Origin of the sequence: Ramlibacter albus, from assembly GCF_014297445.1 — a bacterium.
Taxonomy (GTDB): domain Bacteria; phylum Pseudomonadota; class Gammaproteobacteria; order Burkholderiales; family Burkholderiaceae_C; genus Ramlibacter; species Ramlibacter albus.
The window spans coordinates 14589-38311 of sequence record NZ_JACORU010000003.1 but is presented as its reverse complement, the minus strand read 5'-3'; the positions used below and the strand labels follow the sequence as shown (position 1 = coordinate 38311).

Genomic DNA, 23723 nt, shown 5'->3' with positions numbered 1-23723 from the left:
TCATGAAAAAGAGACCTGTCGTCCTCGGCGCCGTGCTTGCAGTGGTGGCCGCATTCGCGCTGTGGCAGAACCGTGAGCTCATCCCGGGCGACATGCGGCCGGGCACCGAGGTGGCGCAGCCGCGCACGCCGGCCGCGAGCGGCCCTGTCGCGCAGGCGCCGGCCGAACCGGTCGAGCAGGTCGGCGAAAGCGCCGACAGCGCCACGCCGCTGCAGGAGATCCTGCCGCGGCAGTCCATCGCGCACCAGCAGGGCCTGCACAAGACGAAGGACCCGCTGGGCCTGCACTCCAGCGCCGCGCTCGTGATGGACGCGGGCACCCGCAAGGTCGAGTACGCGAAGAACGAGTCGGCCGTGCTGCCGATGGCGTCCATCACGAAGCTGATGACGGCCATGGTCACCCTCGACGCCAACCTGCCGATGGAGGCGCCGATCACCATCACCGAGGACGACATGGACCGCGAGCGCCACAGCCGCTCGCGGGTGAAGGTCGGCACGGTCATGTCGCGCAGCGAAGCGCTGCACCTGGCGCTGATGTCCAGCGAGAACCGCGCCGCGCATGCGCTCGGCCGCACGTACCCGGACGGCCTGGAGAAGTTCGTCGAGGCGATGAACCGCAAGGCCCGGCAGCTGGGCATGAACCACACCCATTACTTCGACCCGACGGGGCTGTCCGCCAGCAACCAGTCCACGGCACAGGACCTCGCCACGCTCGTGCTCGCGGCGTCGAAGTACCCGCAGATCCGCCAGTTCTCGACCGACGAGCAGTACCTCACGCAGGTGGGCAACCGCAACCTGCGCTACCTCAACTCGAACCGGCTCGTGCGCAGCGCGGGTTGGGACATCGACCTGCAGAAGACGGGCTACATCATCGAGGCGGGGCACTGCGTCGTGATGCAGGCCAAGCTCGCGGGCAGCGAGAAGGTCGTTGTGCTGCTGGACGCCGACAGCAACGGCCGCCGCAATTCCGACGCCGAGCGCATCCGCTCGTGGGCGTACCAGCAGGCGGGCATCCCCGACGAGCGCAAGCTGGCGAAGGCCAAGCCTGCGCAGAAGGAGGAGAAGAAGGTGGCGAAGGCTGCGGCGAAGGAGGATGCGAAGGACGCGAAGGAAACGAAGGTCGCGAAAAAGAAGGAAGCGGCCTCGAAGGACAAGGAAACGAAGGTGGCCGCCAAATCCAGGGCGAAGGAAAAGGAAAAGGAGGAGCCGCGCGTGCGCAAGAGCTTTTCGGCGTCGGCCGAGCGCAAGGTAGCGACGAAGAAGCGGGAGGAGAGCGGCAGCTAGACGCGGGAGAGTGCACTCCTGATCCGGAGTATCTTGGCCAAACTCCTTTAAAGTGGTAAATTCGGGATACTCTTCCTGAGGCGTATCCTTGCCGACACATCCGCAACCCCTTCCCTCCTTTCGCATCGACACCCCGCAGCAGTTGCGCGTCATCCTCAGGACGCTGCGGCAGTCACGCGGGCTCACGCAGGCACAGCTGGGTGTGCTGATCGGCGTCAGCCAGAAGCGCATCGCCCGAATCGAGGCGGCGCCGGAGGTCACGTCCTTCGACCAGATCGCCCGGATGGTGGCAGCCATGGGTTGCAGCATCGTCATCCAGCAGGCGGATGCCCGGCAGCCACCGGGGACGCACGCGTGGTGACAGGGGGGCGTCCTTCCTCGCGCAGCGCGGAGCTCGCCGTGTGGGCCAATGGCGAACGCGTCGGGACATGGTCGGTCGCCCAGGGCGAGCACCGCCTGCAGTACGACGAGGGCTGGACGACGTCCCCGTCCGGTCGTCCATTGTCATTGTCCCTGCCGTTCACGCCCGCAAACACGCAGCACCGCGGCAGCGCCGTCCGGAATTACTTCGACAACCTGTTGCCGGACAGCGATCCCATCCGCAGGCGCATGGCGCAACGATTTGCCCTTCAAGACACCGACACGTTCACCCTGCTCGGCGCCGCGGGGCGTGACTGCGTCGGAGCGGTCCAGTTGCTTGCGCCCGGCGACGTGCCTCGGGGAGTCGATCGCATCGATGCGGTGCCGCTGGACAGCGCAGGGGTCGAGCGTGCCATCGAGACAGCCCTGAGCCCCGGGCGCGTGCTGGGCCAGGACGCTGCCGACGGTTTTCGCATCTCGTTGGCGGGTGCGCAGGAGAAGACGGCCCTGTTGAACTGGCAGGGCAAATGGTGCCTTCCGCTCGGGTCGACCCCTACGACCCACATCGTCAAGCTTCCGCTGGGCCTCGTTGGCAACATGCGCGCGAACATGCACGATTCCGTCGAAAACGAGTGGCTGTGCACCCAGCTCCTCGCGCGGCTTGGTTTCGCCGTGGCCCCTTGCAGCATCCGCCGGTTCGGCGGGCGCAAGGCGCTGATGGTGGAGCGTTTCGACCGCGCACTTCAGATGCCGGCGGGTCGCGCTCCATGGATCGCGCGCCTGCCGCAGGAAGACTTCTGCCAGGCCCTGGGCGTGCCAGGGACGCAGAAGTACGAGTCGGATGGCGGCCCGGGCGTGCGCGACGTGCTACGCATCCTGGACAACAGCTCGAACGCCCAAGGGGACAAGCTCACTTTCGTGAAGACACTGCTGGCGTTCTGGCTCATGGCGGCGACCGATGGGCATGCCAAGAACTTCTCGATCTTCCTGGAGCGTGGAGGCCGGTACCGGCTCACGCCGCTCTATGACGTACTCTCGACTTGGCCGATCATCGGCGATGGCCCCAGCCAGATCAGCCCCCGGCGTGCCAAGCTGGCCATGGCACTGCGTGCAACGAACACGCACTATCACCTGCGCGAGATACGCACCCGTCACTGGGCAGATCTTGCCGCCCGCAGCGGGGTACCTGACGCCTTCGATCACATGGTTGCGATCGTCTTGCAGGTCCCGGCGGTGCTCGAGGACATGCAGGCGCAATTGCCGGATGGATTCCCGTCGCCCGTGTTCTTTGCGATCCGTGATGGCATGTTGGCTCAGGCCGAGGCTTTCGTGGCGGCCCTCTAGAGCAACCTGAAAGCCGCCAACGCCACCGCGGTCGGCACGAGCGCCCCGAGCGCGAGCGGGCCCACGCCAACTCGCTCCGCATCGAACCCCCGCCTGAGCAAGGCCACACCCGCAGGGTTCGGCGCGTTCGCCACCACCGTCAGCCCGCCGCCCGCGACAGCACCTGCAACCAGCGCATACCGGGACGCTTCCGGCAGCCCCTGCACGAGCGAGCCGAGGTAGGTGAGCGCCGCGTTGTCGGTGACCGCCGTCAACGCTGCGGCACCCCAGAACAGCGTCTCGCTGCCCAGCGCGGTCACCACGGGCTGCAACCACCACTGCTGCATGCCACCCAGCACGACAAGGCCCGCCAGGAACACGGCGACCAGCAGCGCTTCGCGCAGCACGAGCGGATGCTGGTGCTGCTCGTAGGCATGCACGAAGCCGAGGAAGAGCAGGAACACCGCGGTGAATGCGACGGGGTGATGCGCCAGCAGCACGACGGCGACGAGGAAGACGAGATGCACGAGAGCGACGCCGATGGGAACGGGCTTCGCTTCCTCTTGCATGGCCAGCGGTTGCAGGTGCGGCCGCAACAGGAGCACCGCGAGCGTCGCGTTCACGCCCACCGCCAGCGCGGCCTTCCAGCCGAAGTTGAGTGCCATGAAGGCCGAGTCCCAGCCCCACGCGGCGGCAACCATCAGAACGGGCGGCGCCGCGTACGAGGTGAGCGTGCCGCCGATCGAGATGTTGACGAACAGTGCGCCCAGCGCAAGGTATTTCGGCCGTGCCGGCACGTCCTTGCGGAACACGATCGGCCGCAGCACCAGCGCGGCCACGGTCATCGCCGCAGGCTCGGTCACGAGCGAGCCCAGCAGCGGGATCGCGGCGAGACCGAGCCACGCAGCGACCAGCTCGCGCCGAAGCGGCACTGCACCAGCCAGTCCGCGGGTCGCCCTCACCGCGCATTCGACCACGGGCCGCGAAGCCGCGACCACCATCACCACCAGCACAAACACCGGCTCGGTGTAACGGCGAGACTCGGCATATTGCAGTGCCGCGTGGCCACTGCCGAACGCCGCGATCGCGACGACGAGCGCCACGGCCCAGAGCCCGAAGACCACTTCCACTTCGCCGAGCAGATGCAGCAAGCGGCCATGCGCGGGAAACCGCCGCGCGAGCTGCCGCACCGCGGACGCGGCGAAGGTGTGGACCAGCGCGAGGACGAAGAAGGCGGCCGCGAGGGCTTCGAGGAAGGTGGGTACGGGCATGCAGGGCGGCTCCGCGCGGCGGCCCGACCTGCGCATGAACCTGGCGCGCGCGGGATGCGGCGCCACCCGCGTCGAGATTACCAAATATGATGCCCCCATGCCGTTCATGCTGCTCATCTACGAGGACCCCGCCCAGCGCGGCACGCGCACGCAGGCCGAGGGCGAAGACGTCTACGGCCGCATGGTTGCCTTCAGCGACGAGCTGAAGCAGCGCGGCGTTCTGCTGGCGGTGGAGTCGCTCCAGGGCCATGCCAAGGCAACGCGCGTGCAGGTGCGCGGCGGCGGTGCGAAGGTCATGGACGGGCCGTTCGCCGAGGCCAAGGAAATGATCGGCGGCTTTTTCCTGCTCGACGTCCGCACGAAGGACGAGGCACTGGCCATTGCACGAGCGTGCCCGGCCGCGCAGTGGGCGACGGTCGAGGTCCGGGAGACCGGACCCTGCTATACGTAACGACGTAAGTAGCCGGGCCTTGTCGAAAACGGCAAGGCTGGATCGTCGTGGAGAGTGAAAGGAGCATCACCATGCGATTCATGATCATCGTGAAGGCCACGCCCGATTCCGAAGCCGGCCGCTGGCCCGAGGACAGCCCGAAGATGTTCGAGGCCATGCGCGTCTGGCACGAGGAGCTGGCCAAGGCCGGCGCGCTGCTCGACGGCTCGGGCCTGCACCCCAGCAGCAAGGGCTGGCGCATCCGCTACGGCACCGACGACAGCCGCACCGTCATCGACGGGCCCTTCGCGGAAAGCAAGGAGCTGATCGCCGGCTACACGCTCATCCAGGTGCGCAGCCGCGAAGAGGCGCTGGAGTGGACGCGCCGCTTCCCCAACCCGGTGGGCTTCAACAAGCCGGCCGAGATCGAGGTGCGGCAGCTCTACGACATGGAAGACTTCGAGGGCATTGCGCCCGATTCGGAGATCCAGAAGTTCAAGGACATGGGGATGCAGTGATGGGCGACCCGAGAGACATCGTGAGCACGCGGGTGGTGCCGTTCACGCGCGAGCAGGTCTTCGCCGCCATTGCGGACGGCAAACGCTGCGAGCGGTGGTGGGGCCCGGCGGGCTTCACCAACGACTTCCAGGTGCACGAGTTCCGCGAAGGCGGCGCGTGGAGGCACGTGATGACCGGGCCGGACGGCAAGACGTACAGGAACCAGTCGCGCTTCCTCGAGATCGTGAAGCCGTCGCGCGTCGTCGTGGAGGTGAACGCGCCGCACTTCGTGCTCACGATGGACCTTGCCGAAGAGGGCGCCGGCACGCGCATCACCTGGCAGCAGCGGTTCGAAAACGCGCAGGTGCGCGACCAGTTCGCACCCGTCTGCGTGCCCGCCAACGAACAGAACTTCGACCGCCTCGAAGCCGAGCTGCGGTACCACGCCTGAAAGGACGAAAGACATGCCGCGCCAGATCTTCATCAACCTGCCCGTGAAGGACCTGCCCAGGAGCAAGGCCTTCTTCGAGAGCCTCGGCTTCGGCTTCAACCCGCAGTTCACCAACGAGCAGGGCGCCTGCATGGTGATCAATGACGGCGCCAGCTACGCGATGCTGCTGGTCGAGCCCTTTTTCCAGGGCTTCACGAAGAAGCCGATCTCGGATGCGAAGAAGAACACGGAGGTGTTGATCTGCCTCTCGTGCGAGAGCCGCGAGGAGGTAGACGAACTCGTGCGCAAGGCCATCGCCGCCGGCGGCAGCGCGCCCAACCCGGTGCAGGACCACGGGTTCATGTACGGCCACGGCTTCGAGGACCTTGACGGCCACGTCTGGGAAGTGATGTGGATGGACCCGAACGCGGCCCCTCCGCAAGCGTAGGGCCACATGCATTCCGCCACGCATCAGGCGATCGCCGCCGTGTGGCGGATCGAGTCGGCCAAGGTCGTTGCCGTCGTTGCGCGCATGGTGCGGGACGTGGGCGTGGCCGAGGAACTGGCGCAGGATGCGCTGGTGTCCGCGCTGGAGCATTGGCCGACCGAGGGCGTGCCGCGCAATGCCGGCGCGTGGCTGATGACCGCCGCCAAGCGCCGCGCGCTCGACCACTTGCGGCACCAGAAGATGCAGGCGGAAAAGCACGAGGAGATCGGCCATGACCTCGAAGCGCAGGAGGCGCTGATCGTGCCGGACTTCGTGGACGCGCTCGACGCCGCGCGGCAGGACGACATCGGCGACGACCTGCTGCGGCTGATCTTCACCGCGTGCCACCCCGTCCTGTCCACCGAAGCGCGCGTGGCACTCACGCTCAAGCTGCTGGGCGGCCTCACGACGGGTGAGATCGCGCGGGCCTTCCTCGTGCCGGAGCCGACCATCGCGCAGCGCATCGTGCGGGCGAAGAAGACGTTGAGCGAAGCGAAGGTGCCGTTCGAGGTGCCGCGCGGCGAGCAGCTGGGCGAGCGGCTGGCGTCGGTGCTGGAGGTGATCTACCTCGTGTTCAACGAGGGCTACACCGCCACGAGCGGCGAGGACTGGATGCGGCCGTCGCTCGCGCAGGAGGCGATTCGCCTGGGCCGCATCCTCGCGGAACTCGCGAGCAACGAGCCGGAAGTGCATGGCCTCGTCGCGCTGATGGAGCTGCAGGCGTCGCGCATGAACGCGCGCACCGATGCGAAGGGCCGGCCGGTGCTGCTCGCGGACCAGGACCGCGGCCGCTGGGACCACCTGCTGATCCGTCGCGGGCTTCATGCGCTGGAGCGCGCCGAAGCGTTGACACACACGCCCGGCCCGTACCAGTTGCAGGCGGCGATTGCCGCGTGCCACGCACGCGCGGGCTCGGTGGACGCCACGGACTGGCGGCGCATCGCGGCGCTGTATGCGCAGCTGGCGTTGCTGCAGCCCTCACCCGTGGTGCATCTCAATCGTGCAGTGGCCGTGTCGATGGCCGACGGACCCGCGGCGGGCCTCGCGATCGTCGACACGCTGATGCAGGAAAAATCGCTCACGGCCTACCACTGGCTGCCGAGCGTGCGCGGCGACCTGCTGGCCAAACTCGGCAGGCACGCCGAGGCCCGTGCGGAATTCATGCGGGCGGCCGCAATGGCGAACAACGAGCGCGAAAAGGAATTCCTTTCGCGCAGGGCAAGTGAAATGACGACTCGATGAACAAGGAGAGCGATATGCCAAGCAAGAACACCGTCTGTCTCTGGTACGAACGCGACGCGCTGGAAGCCGCGCAGTTCTACGCGAAAATTTTCCCAGACAGCAAGGTCGGCGCGGTGCACCGCGCGCCCGGCGACTACCCTTCCGGCAAGGAGGGCAACGTGCTGACCGTGGAGTTCACCGTCGCCGGCATCCCGTGCCTGGGCCTCAACGGCGGGCCGCAGTTCAAGCACAGCGAGGCGTTCTCGTTCCAGATTTCCACGGAGGACCAGGAGGAGACGGACCGCCTCTGGAACGCGATCATCTCCAACGGCGGCCAGGCCAGCGCGTGCGGCTGGTGCAAGGACAAGTGGGGCCTGTCGTGGCAGATCACGCCGCGCGCGCTGATGGAGGCGATCTCCGACCCGGACCGTGCAGCGGCCAAGCGCGCGTTCGAGGCGATGATGGAGATGGGCAAGATCGACATCGCGAAGATCGAGAAGGCGCGGCGGGGCTGAGGCTCGCGCCTACACGCAGCGCCGCCGCTGCGCGCTACGCTTGATGCGTTCCCAGGAGCGAAGCCATGGACCAGCAGAAACGCAACGACGCTTCCGACCGCATCAACCTCAACGACAAGGCAGCCTGCGAAAGCTGGGTGAAGAAGCTCAACGTGACGCACCAGCTGCTGCGAGAAGCCGTCGAGGCGGTGGGCGACAGCGCCAGCGACGTCGAGATGCACCTCAAGGGCGTGCGCAGCACCACCAACGACGACCGCGTCGAGCGCTCGGAGAAGCCGGGCAGCGACAAGCCACGCTGACGAGCAGGCCCATGGAGCGCGTTGCAAAATGCCGCTCCATGGACACCTCCACTCCGTTCACGCTCACCGGCAGGCGCATCCTCGTCACGCAGGCCGGCGAGTTCATGGGCCCTGCGTTGTGCGAGCAGTTCGGCAAGCTCGGCGCCATAGTGATCCGCGACGAGCAGCCGTTGGCGGAACCCGAGGCCGCCGGACGCGTCGTGCGTGAAGCCGGTGTGGTGGACGTGCTGGTGATGCACCTCGCCTATCCGGCGCCATCCACGCGCGCGGAGGAGTCGCCGGACGAGGAGTGGCGTGCCGTTTTCGCGCACCTCGTCGACCCGATCCCGCGCCTCGCACGTGCCGTGCTGCCGCAGATGATCGAACGCCGCTCGGGCAAGATCCTGATGATGGGCAGTGCCGCGGCCCTGCGCGGCCAGAAGCGCACCACCAGCTACAGCGCCGCGCGCGGCGCGCAACTCGCGTGGGTGCAATCCGCCGGTGTCGAGCTCGCCCCACACAACATCCAGGTGAACGCCATCGCGCAGAACCTCGTCGACAACCCGACGTACTTTCCTCCGGAAGTGCAGGCCAACCCGAAGTTCCAGGAGCGCATCAAGCGCGAGATGCCGCTGGGCCGCCTCGTGAGCGCGCAGGAGGACGCCGCTTTCGCCGCGTACCTGTGCAGCGATGTGGCCAACTGCTTCGTCGGCCAGGTGTTTCCCGTCTCCGGCGGCTGGGTGACGCGCTGACGCGATGGACCACCCGGCCGAAGGCATCCCGAAGTTCGTGGAAGAGCCCGAGCGGCCCCTCACGTGGGAAGAGCGCGCGCTCGTCGAGGAGCTGCTGCGCGGCGCGCCGCCCGGGATCGCCTCGCACATCTCGGCGCTTCGTGTGGTCGGCCGCTGCGGCTGCGGCGAATGCCCGACCGTGTTCTTCCGCCGCCCCGCTGCCGACGCGCAGGGCAGGCGCATCGCATCGTTCACCGGCACCGACGACGAGGAAGGCATCACCGGCGTCACGCTGTGGCAATCGCGCGGCCAGCTGGCGCAGCTGGAGTTCTGGTCCGTCGACGGGCACGAGCCGTTCTCGGCGCCGTCGATCGCCACGCTGAAGCGGCTGTAGTTCGGTTATCTTTTGGGAATGGAAACGGCGTTCCACACGCGCAGCACCGGCAGGCAGCTCACCTACCGCATCGAGTACGACGCGGCGGGCTACAAGATCTTCTACAAGGAGCGCTTCCTCAAGATGGGCACGCTCGAGCGCGACCCCAAGCTGCCTAAGTGGGCCGGCGGCGGCGCGCGGCAGTCGCTGGACCGCGCCAAGGCGGATATTGAACAGCTCGACGGGATGTCGGAGGTCTAGCGCACCACCCACAGGTGGATCCTGCTCTTCTTCTCCAGCCCGACCTTCTTGTCCGGCACATCCACCTCCACCGTCGCATCCGGCTTCCAGTCCCCCATGTCCCAATCGTGCGACACGATGCGCGTGCCGGGCTTGAGCTTCTGCAGGCGCGGGCGCAGCTGCATGTTGACCTCGGGCAGCAGGTACATCGTGATCACGGTCGCCTGGGACAGGTCGGTCGCGAAGAGGTCCTGCACGCGAAAGTCCACCTTGCCCTCGACACCGGCCTTGCGCGCGTTGTCGAGGCTCTGCTTGACGAGGTCGGGCACGATCTCCACGCCGAGGCCCGTCGCGCCGAAGCGCTTCGCGGCCGTGATGACGATGCGCCCGTCGCCCGAGCCGAGGTCGATGACGTGGTCGCCCGCCCCGACCTTGGCGATGCGCAGCATCTCGAGCGTGACGTTGTCGGGCGTGGTGATGAAGGGCACCTCTTCCTGCGCCCGCACGAACGCGGGCGCAAGAAGGGTCGCGGCAATCAGGGCAATCAGGGTGAGCAGGCTGCGTCGCATGGCGCGAGGCAGCCTACCAGATTACCGGTAGCGCGGATTGTCCGGGTAACGGTCGTACGCGTCCGGCACGCCGTCGCGGTCGCGGTCCGAGTACGCGCCGCCGTAGGCGTACGTGCCCGAGTTGCCGTAGATCGGGCGGCCCCAGCTGTCGTAGCCGACGATCTGCTGCGTGTTCGTGCCGTAGCCGTAGGTGCTGCCGTAGACCGGGCGCCCCCAGCTGTCGTAGCCGACGATGCGCTGCTGCTGCTGGTCCTGCATGTAGACCTGGCGGCCGTACTGGTCGTAGTAGAAGCGGCGGCCGTACTGGTCGGTGTAGACCTGCGCCACCGTGGCCGGCGTCGCGCCGTACGAGTAGCTCGGCACGCCGAAGATGCTGCCGATGATCGAGCCGATGTCCTGGGCCTGCGCGGCGGTGCCGGCGGCGAGGGCGCCTGCGGCAAGGGCGGTGAGGATGAACTTCTTCATGGGATACCTCCGGGGTTGCATGCAGTCATTTCACGCCCCTGCGCGACCGTACGCTAGAGGCCATCGGCCTGCACGGCTGTAGGCCGCTGCGGGCGAGCCGTAGGGCATTGCGCTCGTGCTCGCAAGGCGCGCAGACACGATTTCCGCCTGACGCTGCCGACACGTGGCGCGCAGGGTTGCGGCCACCATGGCTGCATGACGACGCAAACGATTTCCCGCCCGCAGACCGCCGGTGAAGAGCTTGCGAACACGCTCAGCCATGGCGTCGGCGCACTGGTTGCCGCCGCATACAGCCCGGAGCTCATCCAGAACGCGATGCGCGCCGGGGCGCCGCAGGGGCTGGCGGCGATCGTGTATTGCGCGTCGATGATCCTGCTGTTCTCCGTCTCCGCGGCCTACCACTGGCTGCCGGCCGGCCGCGCCAAGGACGTGCTGCGCCGGCTGGACCATGCCGCGATCTTCCTGTTCATCGCGGGGACGTACACACCTTTCATGCTGGGACGGCTGGCCGAAGAGGGGGGGTACTGGTTGCTGGGGATCGTTTGGCTCGTGGCGACGGTGGGCACCGTCGCCAAATGCGCCAACCGCCTCACGCACCCGGTGCTGTCGACGGCCATGTACATGGGCCTGGGCTGGGCCGCCGTGTTCCTGCTGCAACCGCTCATGACGGCGATGCCGGCCCACGGCATCGCGCTCATCGTGTCGGGCGGCGTGCTCTACACGCTCGGAGCCATCGTCTTCCACTTCGACGACCGCGTGCCGTACGCGCACTTCGCGTGGCACCTGCTGGTGCTGGCCGCGAGCGGCTGCCACTTCCTGGCGGTGCTGCGCTACGTCGTCGCGTGACGCTCAGGGATCCGACGGGCACCACTGCCTCGGCGAGATGGAGGTGACGGTATCAGCAGCTGCGTGGCGCAGCAGCTCCTGCGTCGTTGCGTCCACGCCGAGCCCCGGCAGGAATGGCACCGCATCCGGCGCCATGCGCGTGTACGTGGACGCGAGCACGAGCGCGGCGAGGAACGCGCCTGCGGCCGAGGAGTGATTGCCGTCCGCCGCATGCAGCACGAGGCCTGGGTGGCGCGCCAGCGCGAGGTCCCATGCCTGCCCGACCGGCGCGACGCACGCCGGCCGCCGCTGCGCGATGGAGACGTGCAGGTCGTAGATGCGCCGCGTTTCATCGACGCCGAGGCGCGGCCACTCGGGGAAGAGGACCGGCAGCGCGCCGACGGCGCGCGTTTCGCGGATCAATGCTTCCGCGCCGTCCGTGGAGTACGTGAACAACCCGCTCGTGCTGTACTTCTGCGCCTGCAGGATGACCGCGCTCCAGGCGCGCGAGCGCAGCAGTGCCAGAGAAGCGGCGTCGGCGGAGCGCTCCTCGAGGTACATCCAGCCGGGCGCCTCCGCGGCCACCACGGTGGTGCCGGGCCGCGCCGCGCGCACCATCGCTTCGACCATCGCGGGCAGCTGGTTCACTGAGCTGTGGCTGTTGCCCATGAAAAGCAGCGAGATGCCTGCGGCGGGCAATGCCGTGGGCGTCGTCGCAGTGGCGGTGACAGGCGCCGGTGCATCGCCAGTGCTCGCCACGGTGCCGCCCCCTCCGCCGCCGCAGGCGCCAAGCAGCAACGCCACGACCCACGCGCACGAGTGCCTGAGAATGCGTTCCATGGGGCCGAGTGTGAGCAACCCGGGCCTGCTCGGCAACAGGATAAGCTCGACCCATGGCACTTCCCCTCGACAGCGCCTCCATCACGCACGGCATCCAGCTGGCCGTCGCACCCGTGTTCCTGCTCACCGCGGTCGCCGGCATGATCGGCGCCGTCGCCGGCCGCCTGGGCCGCATCATCGACCGTGGCCGCCAGCTCGAAGACCGCGCGCTCACCACGCAGGACGCCGAGTACCTGCGGCACATCTCGGTGGAACTGGCGCAACTGAAGAAGCGCGGGCGCCTCGCCAATGGCTGCATCGCGCTGCTGACCACCTGCGCCTTCCTGATCGGCGTGACGATCATCCTGCTGTTCCTGGGCGAGACGGCGGAAGTGCGCACGAGCACGCTCGCAGTGGGCAGCTTCCTGCTCGGAGTCGTGAGCTTCCTGCTGGCGCTGCTTTGCTTCCTGACCGAGACGGTCCTGGCGACGCGGACCTTGCGGTTCCGCGTGCCGGAACGCGAGCGGCAAGGCTAAAGGAGCTTCGGAAAATCCTTCAAGCCCAGCATGACGGTGAGGGGCTCGATCGGTGATGCCTTGAAGCCGTGCTTCAGATAGAACGCTTTCGCGTCTTCGTCGATCGCGTGGCAAAGCAGCGCGTGGCCGCCGACGATGCTGGCCGCCTGCGCCGCGCGCAGCAGGGCGTCCTTCAACAATCCGGAACCAATGCCACGCCCAGCCCATTCCGAGTGCACGGCGAGGCGGCCCAGCACAAACACGGGTACGGGGTCGGGCGAGTTGCGCCGAATGGAGCCTGGTGCAGTACGGTTTGCAACCGCGCCTGGGGCGAGCGCGTAGTAGCCGATGACAGCCCCGGCGGCGTCGCACACCACGTAGGTCCTGGAACTGCCGCTCGCCTGGTTGGCGAGCGCGCGGCGTCGCAGCCACTCGGAAAGCTCCTCGTGCTTGCAGGTGAATGCCGCCGCATCATGCTGCGGCGTGATGAGGCACGGAGCGTGGAGCGGTGGCGCCTTTACCGCTCCCATGGAGCCTTCTTCGCGAGGAGCTGGCGTACGGCGCGATTTTTCATGATCGGCTGTTCCAGTACTTCGTTGAAGGCTTTCATCTGTTTCGCGTCGATCTCGAAGAAGACCTGGTCGAGCAGGACCCGGCGGGCGGCTTCCGCGGATGCCTGCAGGATGAAGTCAGTCCGCGTCTTCCCCTGCACCTCCGCGGCGCGGTCGATCAGGTCACGGACCTGGCGGGACGCGCGGACGTTGATCGTGGTGGCGGTGGACTGCATGCGGCAATTCTACCACTGTGTATACACAGTGTGATGACGACTGGCCTTTCCTGCTCCGCAGGACGTTTTTCACGGCGCCGCTCATCCCACGGATGGTCGTCGCGCCCGCCCGGGAGTAGAGTACACCGCATGCGGCGCCCTAGCGCCGCGGACGGAGGCAGCCATGCTCAGCGTCGAGTCCCGCATCCAGGCCGTGGTGGACGACCACATGTTCAAGACCTTCTGGGAGGCGGCGGCCCACTTCAAGACGGATGACCTCGTGGTGTTCTTCAACGAAGGCCATCCGTCCGAGTCGCTCACCGTTTCGCCGCGCATCAGCGTGTGCGACTCCAAGGACCTGCCCGACAAGTACAAGGCCAAGCTGCAGCGCCCCTCGCGCGAGGCCGCGGTACGCCTGAAGGACAGCGACGCGTCGTTCTGGCTGGTCGCCAATTTCACGGACGGGCAGGGGGCCTGCGCCGCGATCAACGCGAAGCCCCTCACGCCCGGCGGAACCGCCTAGTCGGGCACGTAGTCGCGCCCCACGATCACGATCGACTGCGGGTCCGACGTGTCGTTGTAGTACGCGATGGCGTACTCGCCCACACCCGTCAGCTCGCACAGGCCCGGCGCGGCGCGGCCGCTGCTGCAGTCGATGGTCGTGTAGTACTGGAACGTGCGGCCCGCGAGGAAGTTGGACTGTTCGCTCGCGGGGATCACGTAGAACGTGCCGCCCGTGTTGCCGCCGTCCACGATGACGCGGTAATTGCTGCCCGACGTGGCCGGCTGCGTGACACGGCCGCCCGCGTTGACGTTGCGCACGACGGTGGCGAAGCGCTGGCCCGAATAGTGGAAGCCGCTGACGGTGGGCTGCCGCTGGAACTCCAGGCGCGTCGCGTTGCTGCGGTTCACGCGGTTGGCCATGCACAGGCCGTAGCTGCCCGGCGGGATCGTCATCGACTGGTAGCCGTACTGGCCCTGGAACGACCAGCTGCTGTAGTAGTTGAAGCTGCCGCCGTTGACGCACGCATTCAGGCTGCCCGAGTCCACGATGTAGAGGTCGGCCGTGTACTGCGCAGCGAAGATCACCTCCATCGGCGCGCTCGCGTTGCTGATCGTGAAGGTCCAGCCCTTGCGCGCGTTGGCGGCGAGGGTGGAGCTGTCTTCGATGAGTTCGTCCGCGGAGAACGACGACGTCCAGTTGACGCTGCCGCTGCGGCCGCCGGTGCTCGTGGAGCCGGAGGTCGAGCCCGACGTGGAGCCCGAGGTCGAACCTGAAGTGGACCCGGATGTGGACCCCGAAGTGGACCCGGAAGTGGAACCCGAGGTCGACCCCGACGTGGACCCCGACGTGGACCCCGACGTTGACCCCGAGGTCGACCCGCTCGTGCTTCCCGACACCGACGTCCCGGTCGACGTCACCACCTGCCCCGTACCGATGTTGCCGACGTTGCCGCCGGCAGCCAGCGCACCCTGCAGGTTGGCGGTCGTCGCGGACGCACCCACTTCACGCGCCGACGCATAGGCCTGGCAGTACGTCGTGGTGTACATGGCCGGCGTGCCGACGAAGCAGTCGTTGTAGTAGCTGGTCCAGCTCGATGTGCGCACCGTGGAGGAAGACGACGTGTTCAGCGAGTTGCCGCTGTAGCTGCCGTTGGCCGTGACCTGGTTGTTGAACGCGCGGGCGGCGTTGCCGTAGACGGCATCCGTCTCCAGCGTCGCGAGGATGTTGATCAGGTTCAGCACGATCTGCCCGCGGAACTGCGAGCCGTACGCCGCGAAGATCTGCGCGACGGCCGTGGCGAGGATCTCGTACGAGGTGCTGTTGACGCTGACGGGGCTGGTCCGCAGGTTGGTCAGCACGCGCGCGGCGAGCGCCGTGTCGCTCAGCGCCGAAAGCTCGTTCGCGAGTTGGCGCGAAAGCGTGGCGCCGCCGTCGATCGCCACCATCGATGCATTGGTTTGCTGCACCGAATACGACGGCGCCATCCCGTAGTACGCCTGGTACAGCCGCAGCGCCGTGGTGGTGCTGCCGGTGCCGGCGACGAGGGCCTGGGGCTGCGGCCGTGTGCCGGCGGTGGTGGAACCGGGGGATTCATCGGGAGAGCCGCCACCGCATGCGGTGGCGAGCGCTGCGGTCATGACAACTGCGACGACTGTGCGCATGCAAACATCCCTTTACTGCAAAGGCATGTTTGTAGCAGTACCCCAGCCGTTCGCGCAAGCGAAAGCGCGCGCTAACCGCGCTGCATCTTCGCGCGCAGCGCCTCCGACAGCATCCCCAGGCTCTCTTCGAGGTGGGCGCGGGTTTCTACCGAGCCCTGCCCCCGCGCGACGGCGCGGCGCAGCTGCGCTTCGAGCTTGCCCGCATTGAAGCGCAGCAGGCTTGCCGCATCGGCCGGCATGCCCGGCGCGCCACGTGTCAGCTGGTACTGCAGGCGGCGCACATGCTCGCGCTGCAAATTGCGGCGCAGGCGGTCGATGTCGCCGCCGGTGTTCAGCTCGCTCCAGATCGAGCGCTGCAACGTCTCGTACACCTCGTTCAGGCTGATCAGGCCTTTCTGCTGGCTCGCGGGCACGAAGGCAGGAAGGTCCAGCAGGCGGCTGGCCGTACCGGCGCTCATCAACCGGTTGAGCGCGGTGAACTGCACGCGCGCCACCGCGGACGCGATGTCGGGCGGGCCGCCGCGGTCCCACTCGTTGTAGTCGACGGTTAGCGAGGACAGCAGCTGCGGCGGGAACTTGAAGTTGCCCGCGCTGAAGATGCCGTTGGCCAGGAAGTCCAGCGCCTCGCGCTGCTTCTTCGGGTCGACGGGCGTGAAGGCCGGCCGGCCGCTGCCGGGCAGGTCACGCACGGCGTGCATGCCGCCGACGTACTTCGCGACGAGGTCCGCCATCGAAGGCAGCGGGCCGAAGCCGGACATGATGGCGCGGCGCTGGCGCAGCGGGTCGTCGCCGGGCTGCGCGCCGCGGGCCTGCACGCGGTCCCACAGCTCCTGCGACAGCTTCAGGCGCTTGCGGAAATACGACAGCGGGTCGTCCGTGAGGTCGAAACGGCTCGCGAGCGGGTCCATCGCCATGTCGCCGAAGCCTGCGTCGGCATCGTCGCCGTACGCGAGCTTCGGGTCCGTGCTGCGAGCTGCGATCTTCGCGAGCTCCTGCGCTTCGCGCGCGGGCTCATGCTGCGAGTAGGCGTACTCGATCGCCCAGTAGTCGTACGGGCCGATCGCGCCGCGGAAGAAGCTGCCCTGCTTCTCACCCTTGAGGGCGATGTTCACGGGCACGTAGTCCATCACCGAGTTGCTCACGCCGTTGACCTCGGTGAAGGCGCGGTCCTGCAGCTGCTCGGCGGTGTACGCCGACGAGCCCTTGAAGTTGTGCTTGAGGCCGAGCACGTGGCCCACCTCGTGCATGATCGTCGCCTTGATCGCGCCCTGCACGAAGGCCTCGGCCTCGGGGCTGTCGGGCGTGAGTTCGTCGCGCGCTTCCAGCAGCTGCTGCGCGAAGTCGGCGTCCATCGCGGAGAAGTACGCGTCGTCGCAGTCGTACGGCGAGTGCGCGCCGGCGTGGTCATGCACGAGCGCCGTGCTGCCTTTCCTGCCGAAGTCCTCGACGAACGAGCGCCGCGCGCTGCGCGCGAACACGTCGCTCATGGCGATGTCGGCGTCGAGGATCTCGCCGGTGCGCGGGTCGTGGTGGTGCGGGCCGCGCGCGAAGCCCACGTCGGCGCCGACGAACCAGCGGATCGACGCGTGGCCGGCGTCCATCGAGTCCCAGTCGGCGTCGTCGGGCTGCTGCTTCGCGACGATGGCGCCCTTGAAGCCGATGCGCTCGAAGGCCTTGTTCCATTCGAGGATGCCGCCTTCCACCGCCGCGCGGTACTTCGCGGGGATGTTCTTGTCCATCCAGAAGGTGATGGGCTTCACCGGCTCCGACATCGCGGCCTGCGGGGCCTTCTTCTCGAGGCGCCAGCGCGTGATGTAGTGCGTGCGCGGGTTGGCCTTGAGGTCGCCGCCGAGGTCGGTGAAGGACGCGCTGAAGTGGCCGAGGCGCGGGTCCGTGCGGCGCGTGGCCATCGGCTCCTTCGGCAGCGCAAGGAAGCTGTAGACGAAGTCCACGAACAGGCTGCGAGGGTCCGGCGTGGCCTGTGGGGGCGAGGCCGATGCCGTCGCGCTGGCAGCCGGGATGCGGCCACTGAAGAAGTGCACGCGCGCGGTGAGTGTGGTGAGCCCGGCCTCGGCACGCACGCGCTCGAACGACGAGTTGGTGCGGTCCGCGCCGAAAGTCATGCGGTACGCGTTCTCGATGTTGGTGCTGTAGCCCACGATGTCCGACAGCAGGAACGACGCGTCCACCAGTATCGACTTGCGCACCGGGTGCTCGGCCGAGGCGAGCGTGCTGCTCGCGACCAGGCTCGGCGAAAACGCCTGCTCGATCGCGCGCTTGCTGCCCTGGTCCGCCTCGGCGCGGAACTTGGTGTTGATCGCGAGCAGCTGCACCTGCCGCCCGACGAGGCGGAACTGCGCCATCTGCGACATCGCCATCTGGCTCGCGTACAGGCCGCGCTCGCCCACGGAGTTGGCGACGTTGGCCGTGAAGAGGAAGGGCTGGCCCACCATCTCCTTCGGGATCTCCAGCCAGACCTTCTCGTCCTTGCGCCACACGGCGATGAGACCCGGCTGGCGCTTCGCGCCGGCGACGATCTCGTCGAACGGCTTGAGCGCTGCGGGGTCGACCGGCGCCTTGAGCGTCGACGCGGCCGTGGCCTGGCCCGGCTTGGGCGGCACGGGGATGCCCGCGAGCGGCGACTCGGATTCCGGCGTCTCGGCGTGGGCGGCGGCAAGGGGGATCAGGGCCGCGGCAAGTGCGGCGGCCAGGGGGTGAAGGCGGGGCTTCATCGCGGGGGACTTCCTCTGAGAACCCGGGAAGTTTAGCGGGGCAGGTGTAACAGAGACAGGGGGGAAGTACGGTGGAACTAAGGCGGCGGCGCCGTACTCCCGCGCAACACGATCTCGAAGGGCAGCGCCAGGTGCGCCGGCGCGTCGCGGCCTTCCAGCCGCGCGACGATCTGCTCCGCGGCGGCATCGCCGATCTCCACGATGGGTGTGCGCACGCTCGTGAGGCCCGGCGTCTGCGTCGCCCCGAGGTCGGTGTTGTCGACGCCGGTGATGGAGATGTCGTCGGGGATGCGAACACCCGCCTTGCGGCACGCGAGCATCGCGCCCACCGCAAGCACGTCGTTGGTGGCGAGCACCGCGGTGGGACGCGGCTTTGCAGCGAGCAGGCGCTGCATCGCCTCCTCGGCTGCAGCGAGCGTGATGCGCGCGTATTGCACATGCGAGTCCGGCACCGACAGGCCTGCTTCGGCAAGCGCCGCACGAAACCCGGCGCCACGCTCGCGCCCGCGGTCGTTCCCGTCAATGGGCGCGCTGACGATGCCGAACCGCTTGTGCCCGAGCTTCACGAGGTGCCGCGCCATCTCGTAACCGGCCGCACGGTTGTCGAAGCCGACGCAGGGCCGGCCCTCGGGTGCATCGACGCCCCACGTCAATACGAAGGGCCGCCCGAACTCGTCGAGCAACGCGAAGAGGCGCGAGTCATGCTCCGTGCCCACGAACACGAACGCGTCCACGCCATGCTCGATCAGCTGGCGCGTGAGCTGCAGCTCCTGCTCCAGGTCGTAGTGGTGCTCGGCCAGCACGAGCGCATAGCCGCGCTCCGCCAGCCGCTGCTGCAACGCGCTCGTGGTGCGCGCGTACAGCGCGTAGTCGAACGAGGGCACGATGGCGCCCACCATCTTGCTGCGCCGGCTGCGCAACGAGCGCGCGACGCCGTGCGGCACGTATCGGAGCTTGGCCACGGCATCGCGCACGCGCTGCAGCGTGGCGGGGTCCACCGTCTCCGGGTTGTTCAGCGCACGCGACACGGTGGCGGTGGAAACGCCCGCCAGCAGCGCCACGTGCTTGGCGCCGGCGCGCGCTCGGTCCGGTCGGTCGCCTGTCATGGCATGAGCTTATCCGTGGATGTAAACGATTTCATTTTATTTGGGGCGAGAGAGGGATTTCCCTAGGATTGCCCCGGTAGATGAAGAGTCTTTGACCCAGCAGAATGCATGTAATCGAATACACGAAGGAGACGACGATGCAAGCACCGCAGTTCCCCGGGCGCCGCCGCGTCCTGAAGCAGGCTGCCTCCGCCGGCCTGCTCGCGGCGACCGTGCCGCAGTTCATCACCAACGCGTGGGCGCAGGACGACCTGGCGCCGTACCGCTCGGCGAAGTTGAACTGGAAGCAGGCCGATGGGGAATCGATCTCGCTTGCCGTCATCCCCGCCAGCTACTTCAACAACCTGCTCGGCCTGCTGCCGCAGTTCGAGGCGCTCACCGGCGTGAAGGTGCGCGCGGAACAGGTGCCGCCCGGCCAGATCCGCCAGAAGGCGATGCTGGACCTGTCGTCGAAGACCACGACGTACGCCACGCACGCGGCGGACCCGATGTACTACCCGCTGTACGTGGCCAACAAGTGGGTCGAGCCGCTGGACAAGTACCTCAACGACCCGTCGCTCACCGACGCATCCTGGTACCGCTACGACGACATCCTCAAGGCCTGGCGCGACGCCGACTCGGTGGACGGCAAGCCCTACGGCATCCCGTACGACGGCGAAGTGACGGTGCAGGTCTACCGCAAGGACCTTTATGACGCGAAGGGCCTGCACCCGGCCAACACCTATGACGACCTGCTGTCGAACGCGAAGAAGCTGCACGACCCGCAGAACCGCATCTACGGCCTGGCGATGCGTGGTTTCGCGGGCGCGGGGCAGAACATGTACATCTACCCCTCGCTCTTCCGCGGCTTCGGCGGCTCGTGGTTCAAGGGCAAGGACATCGTGGTGAATTCGCCGGAGGCGGTGGCCGCGCTGCAGTGGTACGTGGACGCGCTCACGGCGTACGCCCCGCCCGCGGTGCGCAACTGGAACTGGCCCGACATCGCCGACGCGTTCTCGCAAGGCACGGTGGCCACCTACCTCGACGCGCACTCCTCCGCCGCGGTGCTGATGGACCCGGCCAAGAGCAAGGTGATCGGCAAGGTGGGCTTCGCGCGCTGGCCGCGCGGCCCCAACGGCAAGCGCGTGACGTCGATCTGGAACTGGGGCTTCCCCATCAACGCCTCGCTCACCGAGAAGCAGAAGCGTGCGACGTGGCTCTTCATCCAGTGGGCGACGTCCGCCGAGACGCAGGCCCGCACGTCGTGGAAGTTCGCGGGTGCGGCCAAGCGCTCGGGCGTGAACCGGCTCTCGGCATGGAACTCGCCCGAGTTCTCGCAGGCCGTCGGCGGCGCGGGCACGAACTTCATCGCGGCCGCGCTGGAGTCGCTGCAGCAGGACACCGACGTCGAATGGCGCCCGCGCGTGCCGCAGTGGCCCGCCATCGGCGAGACGATGGCGACCGCCATCCAGTCCGCGCTGGTGGGCCAGAAGAAGCCGAAGGATGCGCTCGACGAGGCGCAGGCGCGCATCGCGCAGATCCTGAAGACCTGAGACGGTGCCTTCGGTCCCACGCGCACTGCAGCGCGACACGCTGGCGCGCCAGGAGCGCCGTTTCGCGCTCGCGTTGCTGGCGCCGGCGTTGCTCGTGCTGCTGCTCACGACGACGGTGCCGCTGGTTTACCTGGCGTGGACCAGCCTCAACCAGATCAACCTGGGCATGCCGTGGCTCAAGGGGTTCGTGGGCGTGGCGAACTTCCTCGCGATGGGCGCCGACCCGCGGTTCTGGAATTCGTTGTGGTTGACGGTGATCTACACCGGTTGCACCGTGGTCCTGCAGGTGGTGATCGGGTTGTCGTTGGCGTTGCTGGTGCTGCAGATCCCGCGCGGCCAGGCGATCCTGCGCGTCGGCGCGATCCTGCCGATCGTTCTGGCGCCGGTGGTGGTGGGGCTGTTCTGGCGCACGCTGGTGCTGTCGCCGGACGTGGGGCTGGTGGATCTGGCCACACGCGCACTGGGCCTCGGCAGCCACAACTGGCTGGGCGACCCGCAGCTCGCGCTCATCTCCGTCATCGCGATCCACACGTGGCAGTGGACGCCGTTCGCCTTCCTCGTCCTGCTCGCGACCTTGGCCACGCTGCCGCCGGATGTCTATGAGGCTGCCAGGCTCGACCGCGCGAGCGCGTGGCAACGATTCACGCACATCACGCTGCCGCTGATCCGCCCCGCGATCATGATGGTGGTCATCATGCGCATGATGACCGCGCTGTCGGCCTTCGCCGCGATCTTCGCGGCAACGGGCGGCGGGCCGGGCTCCGCGACCGAGATCCTCAACCTGTACGCATACCGCACTTCATTCACCGAGCTCAACCTCGGCTACGGCGCGGCTCTCGCTGTCGTGCTGCTGGCGATCACGCTCGCCGTGTCCTTCTTCATGTTCCGCCTGCGGAGGAAGGCATGAGGAAGATCGCGCTGTGGGCGCTGGCTGGCATGCTGGTGTCGGTGTGGGTGTTCCCGGTGCTGTGGGGGCTGCTCACGTCGTTCAAGACGGAGCGCGACGTGCTCGCGTACCCGCCGGTGATCCTCTTCGAGCCCACGCTCGCGAACTACCGCGAGGTGCTGTTCGGCACGTCCTCCATCCTGCCCAACCTGATCTCCAGCATCGTCGTGTCGTCGGCCTCGACGCTGCTCACGATGTTGATCGCGGTGCCTGCCGCGTATGCCATCGCAAGGCTTCGTTACCCCGGCAAGAAGACCAGCGGCTTCTACGTGCTCGCCACGCAGATGCTCCCGCCGGTGGGCCTGATCATCCCCTATTACCTCGTGCTGCAGAAAGTGGGTTTGCTGGACAGCTACAGCGGCCTCACCACCATCTACCTCACGTTCTCGCTGCCGTTCGCCGTCTGGCTGATGGTGTCGTACTTCGAGGACATCCCCTACGAGATGGAAGAGGCCGCCTTGCTGGACCGCGCGGGCCGCTTGCGCACGCTCTGGTACGTCATCCTGCCGCAGGTGCGCGGCGGGATGGCGGTGACGACGGTGTTCGTCTTCCTCAACGCGTGGAACGAATTCCTGTTCGCCGTGGTCTTGGGCGGCAACCGCGTGCGGCCGGTGACGGTGGCGATGTTCAACTTCATCTCGGTGGAGCAGACGCAATGGGCGCGGCTCGCGGCCGGCGCGATGCTCGCGATGGCGCCGGTCATCCTGATCGGGCTCGCGGCGCAAAGGCATATCGTGAAAGGACTGACGGTGGGTGCAGTGAAGGGCGGGGGGCGGCGATGACCGGTTCCGCAAGCGTGCGGCTCGAAGGCATCGTGAAGCGCCACGGCGCGTTCACGGCGCTGCATGGCATCGACCTCGACATCCGGCCGGGCGAGTTCTTCGCGCTGCTCGGGCCTTCGGGCTCGGGCAAGACGACGACGCTGCGCATCCTGGCGGGGCTCGAAAGCGTGGACGAAGGCCGCGTGATGATCGACAACGCCGACGTGACGGCCACCGAACCGGGCGCGCGCGACGTGGCCATGGTGTTCCAGAGCTACGCGCTTTATCCGCACATGTCGGTGGCGCAGAACATCGGCTTCCCGCTCAAGATGATCGGCACGCCGCCGGCGCAGGTCCAGCAGGCGGTGCACGATGCCGCCTCGCGCGTGGCCATCGCGCACCTGCTCGATCGCAAGCCGGGGCAGCTGTCCGGCGGCCAGCAGCAACGTTGTGCGCTCGCACGCGCGATCGTGCGTCAGCCGCGCTTGTTCCTGCTCGACGAGCCGCTCTCCAACCTCGACGCCAAGCTGCGCCTCGAAACGCGTGCCGAGCTGCGCAACCTTCAGCGTTCGCTCGGCGTGACCGCGGTCTACGTGACGCACGACCAGGAAGAGGCGATGACCATCGCCGACCGCATGGCCGTGTTCATGGAAGGCCGCATCGTGCAGGTGGGCACGCCGCACGAGATCTTCCGCAAGCCGGCAACCGCGACTGTCGCGGCTTTCATCGGCACGCCGCCGATGAACCTGCTGCCGGCGCGACTCGATGGCGGGCTGGTGCGCGTGGGCGATGCGGCGCTGCCCGTCGGCGTGCAGGGCTTCGAGGACGTCATCCTCGGCGTGCGCCCCGGCGACCTGCGCATGGGCGGCGCCGGCATCCCCGCGCGCGTGGAGTTCGTCGAGGACTTCGGCGACAGCAGCATCGTCAACCTGGACGTCGCCGGCCAGCGCGTGAAGCTGCGCGCCGGCGAGCTGCCTTCGGTGCGCGAAGGCGAAACGGTGCATCTCTCTTTCGACCCCGCGGCGGCGCACGTGTTCGACGCCGCCACCGGCAACCGACTCTGATGAAGGAAGGCAACAAG

The 23723-nt window shown here is 67.8% G+C and carries 29 protein-coding genes; 20 read left to right on the top strand and 9 right to left on the bottom strand.

Annotated features, from left to right (window positions below; all coding sequences use genetic code 11):
• The first annotated feature begins 2 nt into the window (after nucleotides 1-2).
• The 3 genes from H8R02_RS09515 (at nucleotide 3) to H8R02_RS09505 (ending at nucleotide 2987) form a co-directional block, all read left to right on the top strand.
• On the top strand, nucleotides 3-1283 hold the full coding sequence (locus H8R02_RS09515; RefSeq protein ID WP_187081168.1) for a serine hydrolase: 1281 nt from the start codon (nucleotides 3-5) through the stop codon (nucleotides 1281-1283).
• An 88-nt stretch (nucleotides 1284-1371) separates the two neighbouring features.
• Entirely contained in the window at nucleotides 1372-1644 is a 273-nt protein-coding gene (locus H8R02_RS09510) for a helix-turn-helix domain-containing protein (protein ID WP_255429266.1), read from the top strand.
• Nucleotides 1645-1682: 38 nt separating this feature from the next.
• Nucleotides 1683-2987, top strand: coding sequence for a type II toxin-antitoxin system HipA family toxin (locus H8R02_RS09505; protein ID WP_354004890.1), 1305 nt, complete (start codon nucleotides 1683-1685; stop codon nucleotides 2985-2987).
• Here the strand turns inward: H8R02_RS09505 and H8R02_RS09500 are convergent.
• Nucleotides 2984-4237: a putative Na+/H+ antiporter gene (locus H8R02_RS09500; RefSeq protein WP_187081167.1), complete on the bottom strand. Its 1254-nt coding sequence runs from the start codon at nucleotides 4235-4237 to the stop codon at nucleotides 2984-2986. The two genes, H8R02_RS09505 and H8R02_RS09500, sit on opposite strands and share 4 nt — an antisense overlap.
• Before the next feature lie 97 nt (nucleotides 4238-4334).
• Here H8R02_RS09500 and H8R02_RS09495 point away from each other — a divergent pair, with 97 nt between their 5' ends.
• From H8R02_RS09495 to H8R02_RS09450, 10 genes are all read left to right on the top strand, one after another.
• On the top strand, nucleotides 4335-4688 hold the full coding sequence (locus tag H8R02_RS09495; protein WP_187081577.1) for a YciI family protein: 354 nt from the start codon (nucleotides 4335-4337) through the stop codon (nucleotides 4686-4688).
• Nucleotides 4689-4759: 71 nt separating this feature from the next.
• Nucleotides 4760-5185 (top strand): YciI family protein, encoded by a 426-nt coding sequence (locus H8R02_RS09490; protein WP_187081166.1) that lies wholly within the window; start codon nucleotides 4760-4762, stop codon nucleotides 5183-5185.
• Nucleotides 5185-5616 carry an SRPBCC domain-containing protein gene (locus tag H8R02_RS09485; RefSeq protein ID WP_187081165.1) on the top strand — a complete coding sequence of 144 codons (432 nt, stop codon included), beginning with the start codon at nucleotides 5185-5187 and terminating at the stop codon, nucleotides 5614-5616. Before H8R02_RS09490 ends, H8R02_RS09485 begins: the two co-directional genes overlap by 1 nt.
• A 13-nt stretch (nucleotides 5617-5629) precedes the next feature.
• Complete coding sequence (locus H8R02_RS09480; protein ID WP_187081164.1) at nucleotides 5630-6043, top strand: VOC family protein; 414 nt, start codon at nucleotides 5630-5632, stop codon at nucleotides 6041-6043.
• Nucleotides 6044-6049: 6 nt separating this feature from the next.
• Nucleotides 6050-7324, top strand: a complete 1275-nt coding sequence (locus H8R02_RS09475; RefSeq protein WP_187081163.1) for an RNA polymerase sigma factor — start codon at nucleotides 6050-6052, stop codon at nucleotides 7322-7324.
• Nucleotides 7325-7338: 14 nt separating this feature from the next.
• On the top strand, nucleotides 7339-7818 hold the full coding sequence (locus H8R02_RS09470; protein ID WP_187081162.1) for a VOC family protein: 480 nt from the start codon (nucleotides 7339-7341) through the stop codon (nucleotides 7816-7818).
• Between the two features lie 65 nt (nucleotides 7819-7883).
• Nucleotides 7884-8117: a DUF3606 domain-containing protein gene (locus H8R02_RS09465; protein WP_187081161.1), complete on the top strand. Its 234-nt coding sequence runs from the start codon at nucleotides 7884-7886 to the stop codon at nucleotides 8115-8117.
• Nucleotides 8118-8155: 38 nt separating this feature from the next.
• Complete coding sequence (locus H8R02_RS09460; protein WP_187081160.1) at nucleotides 8156-8848, top strand: SDR family oxidoreductase; 693 nt, start codon at nucleotides 8156-8158, stop codon at nucleotides 8846-8848.
• A 4-nt stretch (nucleotides 8849-8852) separates the two neighbouring features.
• Nucleotides 8853-9221, top strand: coding sequence for a DUF6984 family protein (locus H8R02_RS09455; protein WP_187081159.1), 369 nt, complete (start codon nucleotides 8853-8855; stop codon nucleotides 9219-9221).
• 18 nt (nucleotides 9222-9239) lie between these two features.
• Complete coding sequence (locus tag H8R02_RS09450) at nucleotides 9240-9461, top strand: hypothetical protein (RefSeq protein WP_187081158.1); 222 nt, start codon at nucleotides 9240-9242, stop codon at nucleotides 9459-9461.
• Here H8R02_RS09450 and H8R02_RS09445 read toward each other — a convergent pair.
• Nucleotides 9458-10009: an SAM-dependent methyltransferase gene (locus H8R02_RS09445; RefSeq protein ID WP_187081157.1), complete on the bottom strand. Its 552-nt coding sequence runs from the start codon at nucleotides 10007-10009 to the stop codon at nucleotides 9458-9460. The two genes, H8R02_RS09450 and H8R02_RS09445, sit on opposite strands and share 4 nt — an antisense overlap.
• A 21-nt stretch (nucleotides 10010-10030) precedes the next feature.
• A complete protein-coding gene (locus H8R02_RS09440) occupies nucleotides 10031-10474 on the bottom strand; it encodes a hypothetical protein (RefSeq protein WP_187081156.1) in 444 nt (147 codons plus the stop codon).
• Nucleotides 10475-10669: 195 nt separating this feature from the next.
• On the opposite strand from H8R02_RS09440, the gene trhA reads away from it, so the two are divergent.
• On the top strand, nucleotides 10670-11320 hold the full coding sequence (gene trhA / locus H8R02_RS09435) for a PAQR family membrane homeostasis protein TrhA (RefSeq protein WP_187081155.1): 651 nt from the start codon (nucleotides 10670-10672) through the stop codon (nucleotides 11318-11320).
• Between the two features lie 3 nt (nucleotides 11321-11323).
• Here the strand turns inward: trhA and H8R02_RS09430 are convergent, their stop codons facing one another.
• The gene (locus H8R02_RS09430; protein ID WP_187081154.1) at nucleotides 11324-12139 is read right to left on the bottom strand and encodes a hypothetical protein; all 816 of its coding nucleotides are present in this window, start codon (nucleotides 12137-12139) and stop codon (nucleotides 11324-11326) included.
• Nucleotides 12140-12192: 53 nt separating this feature from the next.
• Here H8R02_RS09430 and H8R02_RS09425 point away from each other — a divergent pair, with 53 nt between their 5' ends.
• Complete coding sequence (locus H8R02_RS09425; protein ID WP_187081153.1) at nucleotides 12193-12654, top strand: DUF2721 domain-containing protein; 462 nt, start codon at nucleotides 12193-12195, stop codon at nucleotides 12652-12654.
• Here the strand turns inward: H8R02_RS09425 and H8R02_RS09420 are convergent.
• The gene (locus H8R02_RS09420) at nucleotides 12651-13163 is read right to left on the bottom strand and encodes a GNAT family N-acetyltransferase (RefSeq protein ID WP_187081152.1); all 513 of its coding nucleotides are present in this window, start codon (nucleotides 13161-13163) and stop codon (nucleotides 12651-12653) included. The two genes, H8R02_RS09425 and H8R02_RS09420, sit on opposite strands and share 4 nt — an antisense overlap.
• Entirely contained in the window at nucleotides 13151-13420 is a 270-nt protein-coding gene (locus tag H8R02_RS09415) for a type II toxin-antitoxin system TacA family antitoxin (protein WP_187081151.1), read from the bottom strand. Before H8R02_RS09415 ends, H8R02_RS09420 begins: the two co-directional genes overlap by 13 nt.
• Before the next feature lie 163 nt (nucleotides 13421-13583).
• On the opposite strand from H8R02_RS09415, the gene H8R02_RS09410 reads away from it, so the two are divergent.
• The gene (locus H8R02_RS09410; RefSeq protein ID WP_187081150.1) at nucleotides 13584-13922 is read left to right on the top strand and encodes a hypothetical protein; all 339 of its coding nucleotides are present in this window, start codon (nucleotides 13584-13586) and stop codon (nucleotides 13920-13922) included.
• Here H8R02_RS09410 and H8R02_RS09405 read toward each other — a convergent pair.
• The 3 genes from H8R02_RS09405 to H8R02_RS09395 all read right to left on the bottom strand — a co-directional run bounded on the left by H8R02_RS09405 (nucleotide 13919) and on the right by H8R02_RS09395 (nucleotide 19403).
• The gene (locus tag H8R02_RS09405; protein WP_187081149.1) at nucleotides 13919-15565 is read right to left on the bottom strand and encodes a hypothetical protein; all 1647 of its coding nucleotides are present in this window, start codon (nucleotides 15563-15565) and stop codon (nucleotides 13919-13921) included. The genes H8R02_RS09410 and H8R02_RS09405 overlap by 4 nt on opposite strands.
• Before the next feature lie 71 nt (nucleotides 15566-15636).
• Nucleotides 15637-18297: a zinc-dependent metalloprotease gene (locus H8R02_RS09400; RefSeq protein ID WP_187081148.1), complete on the bottom strand. Its 2661-nt coding sequence runs from the start codon at nucleotides 18295-18297 to the stop codon at nucleotides 15637-15639.
• Nucleotides 18298-18374: 77 nt separating this feature from the next.
• On the bottom strand, nucleotides 18375-19403 hold the full coding sequence (locus H8R02_RS09395) for a LacI family DNA-binding transcriptional regulator (protein WP_187081147.1): 1029 nt from the start codon (nucleotides 19401-19403) through the stop codon (nucleotides 18375-18377).
• A 137-nt stretch (nucleotides 19404-19540) separates the two neighbouring features.
• On the opposite strand from H8R02_RS09395, the gene H8R02_RS09390 reads away from it, so the two are divergent.
• The 4 genes from H8R02_RS09390 to H8R02_RS09375 are packed head-to-tail and all read left to right on the top strand — an operon-like array spanning nucleotide 19541 to nucleotide 23706.
• On the top strand, nucleotides 19541-20935 hold the full coding sequence (locus tag H8R02_RS09390; RefSeq protein ID WP_187081146.1) for an ABC transporter substrate-binding protein: 1395 nt from the start codon (nucleotides 19541-19543) through the stop codon (nucleotides 20933-20935).
• Nucleotides 20936-20939: 4 nt separating this feature from the next.
• Nucleotides 20940-21842 carry a carbohydrate ABC transporter permease gene (locus tag H8R02_RS09385; RefSeq protein ID WP_187081145.1) on the top strand — a complete coding sequence of 301 codons (903 nt, stop codon included), beginning with the start codon at nucleotides 20940-20942 and terminating at the stop codon, nucleotides 21840-21842.
• Nucleotides 21839-22663 carry a carbohydrate ABC transporter permease gene (locus tag H8R02_RS09380; protein ID WP_187081144.1) on the top strand — a complete coding sequence of 275 codons (825 nt, stop codon included), beginning with the start codon at nucleotides 21839-21841 and terminating at the stop codon, nucleotides 22661-22663. Before H8R02_RS09385 ends, H8R02_RS09380 begins: the two co-directional genes overlap by 4 nt.
• Entirely contained in the window at nucleotides 22660-23706 is a 1047-nt protein-coding gene (locus H8R02_RS09375; protein WP_187081143.1) for an ABC transporter ATP-binding protein, read from the top strand. Before H8R02_RS09380 ends, H8R02_RS09375 begins: the two co-directional genes overlap by 4 nt.
• Nucleotides 23707-23723: the final 17 nt, after the last annotated feature.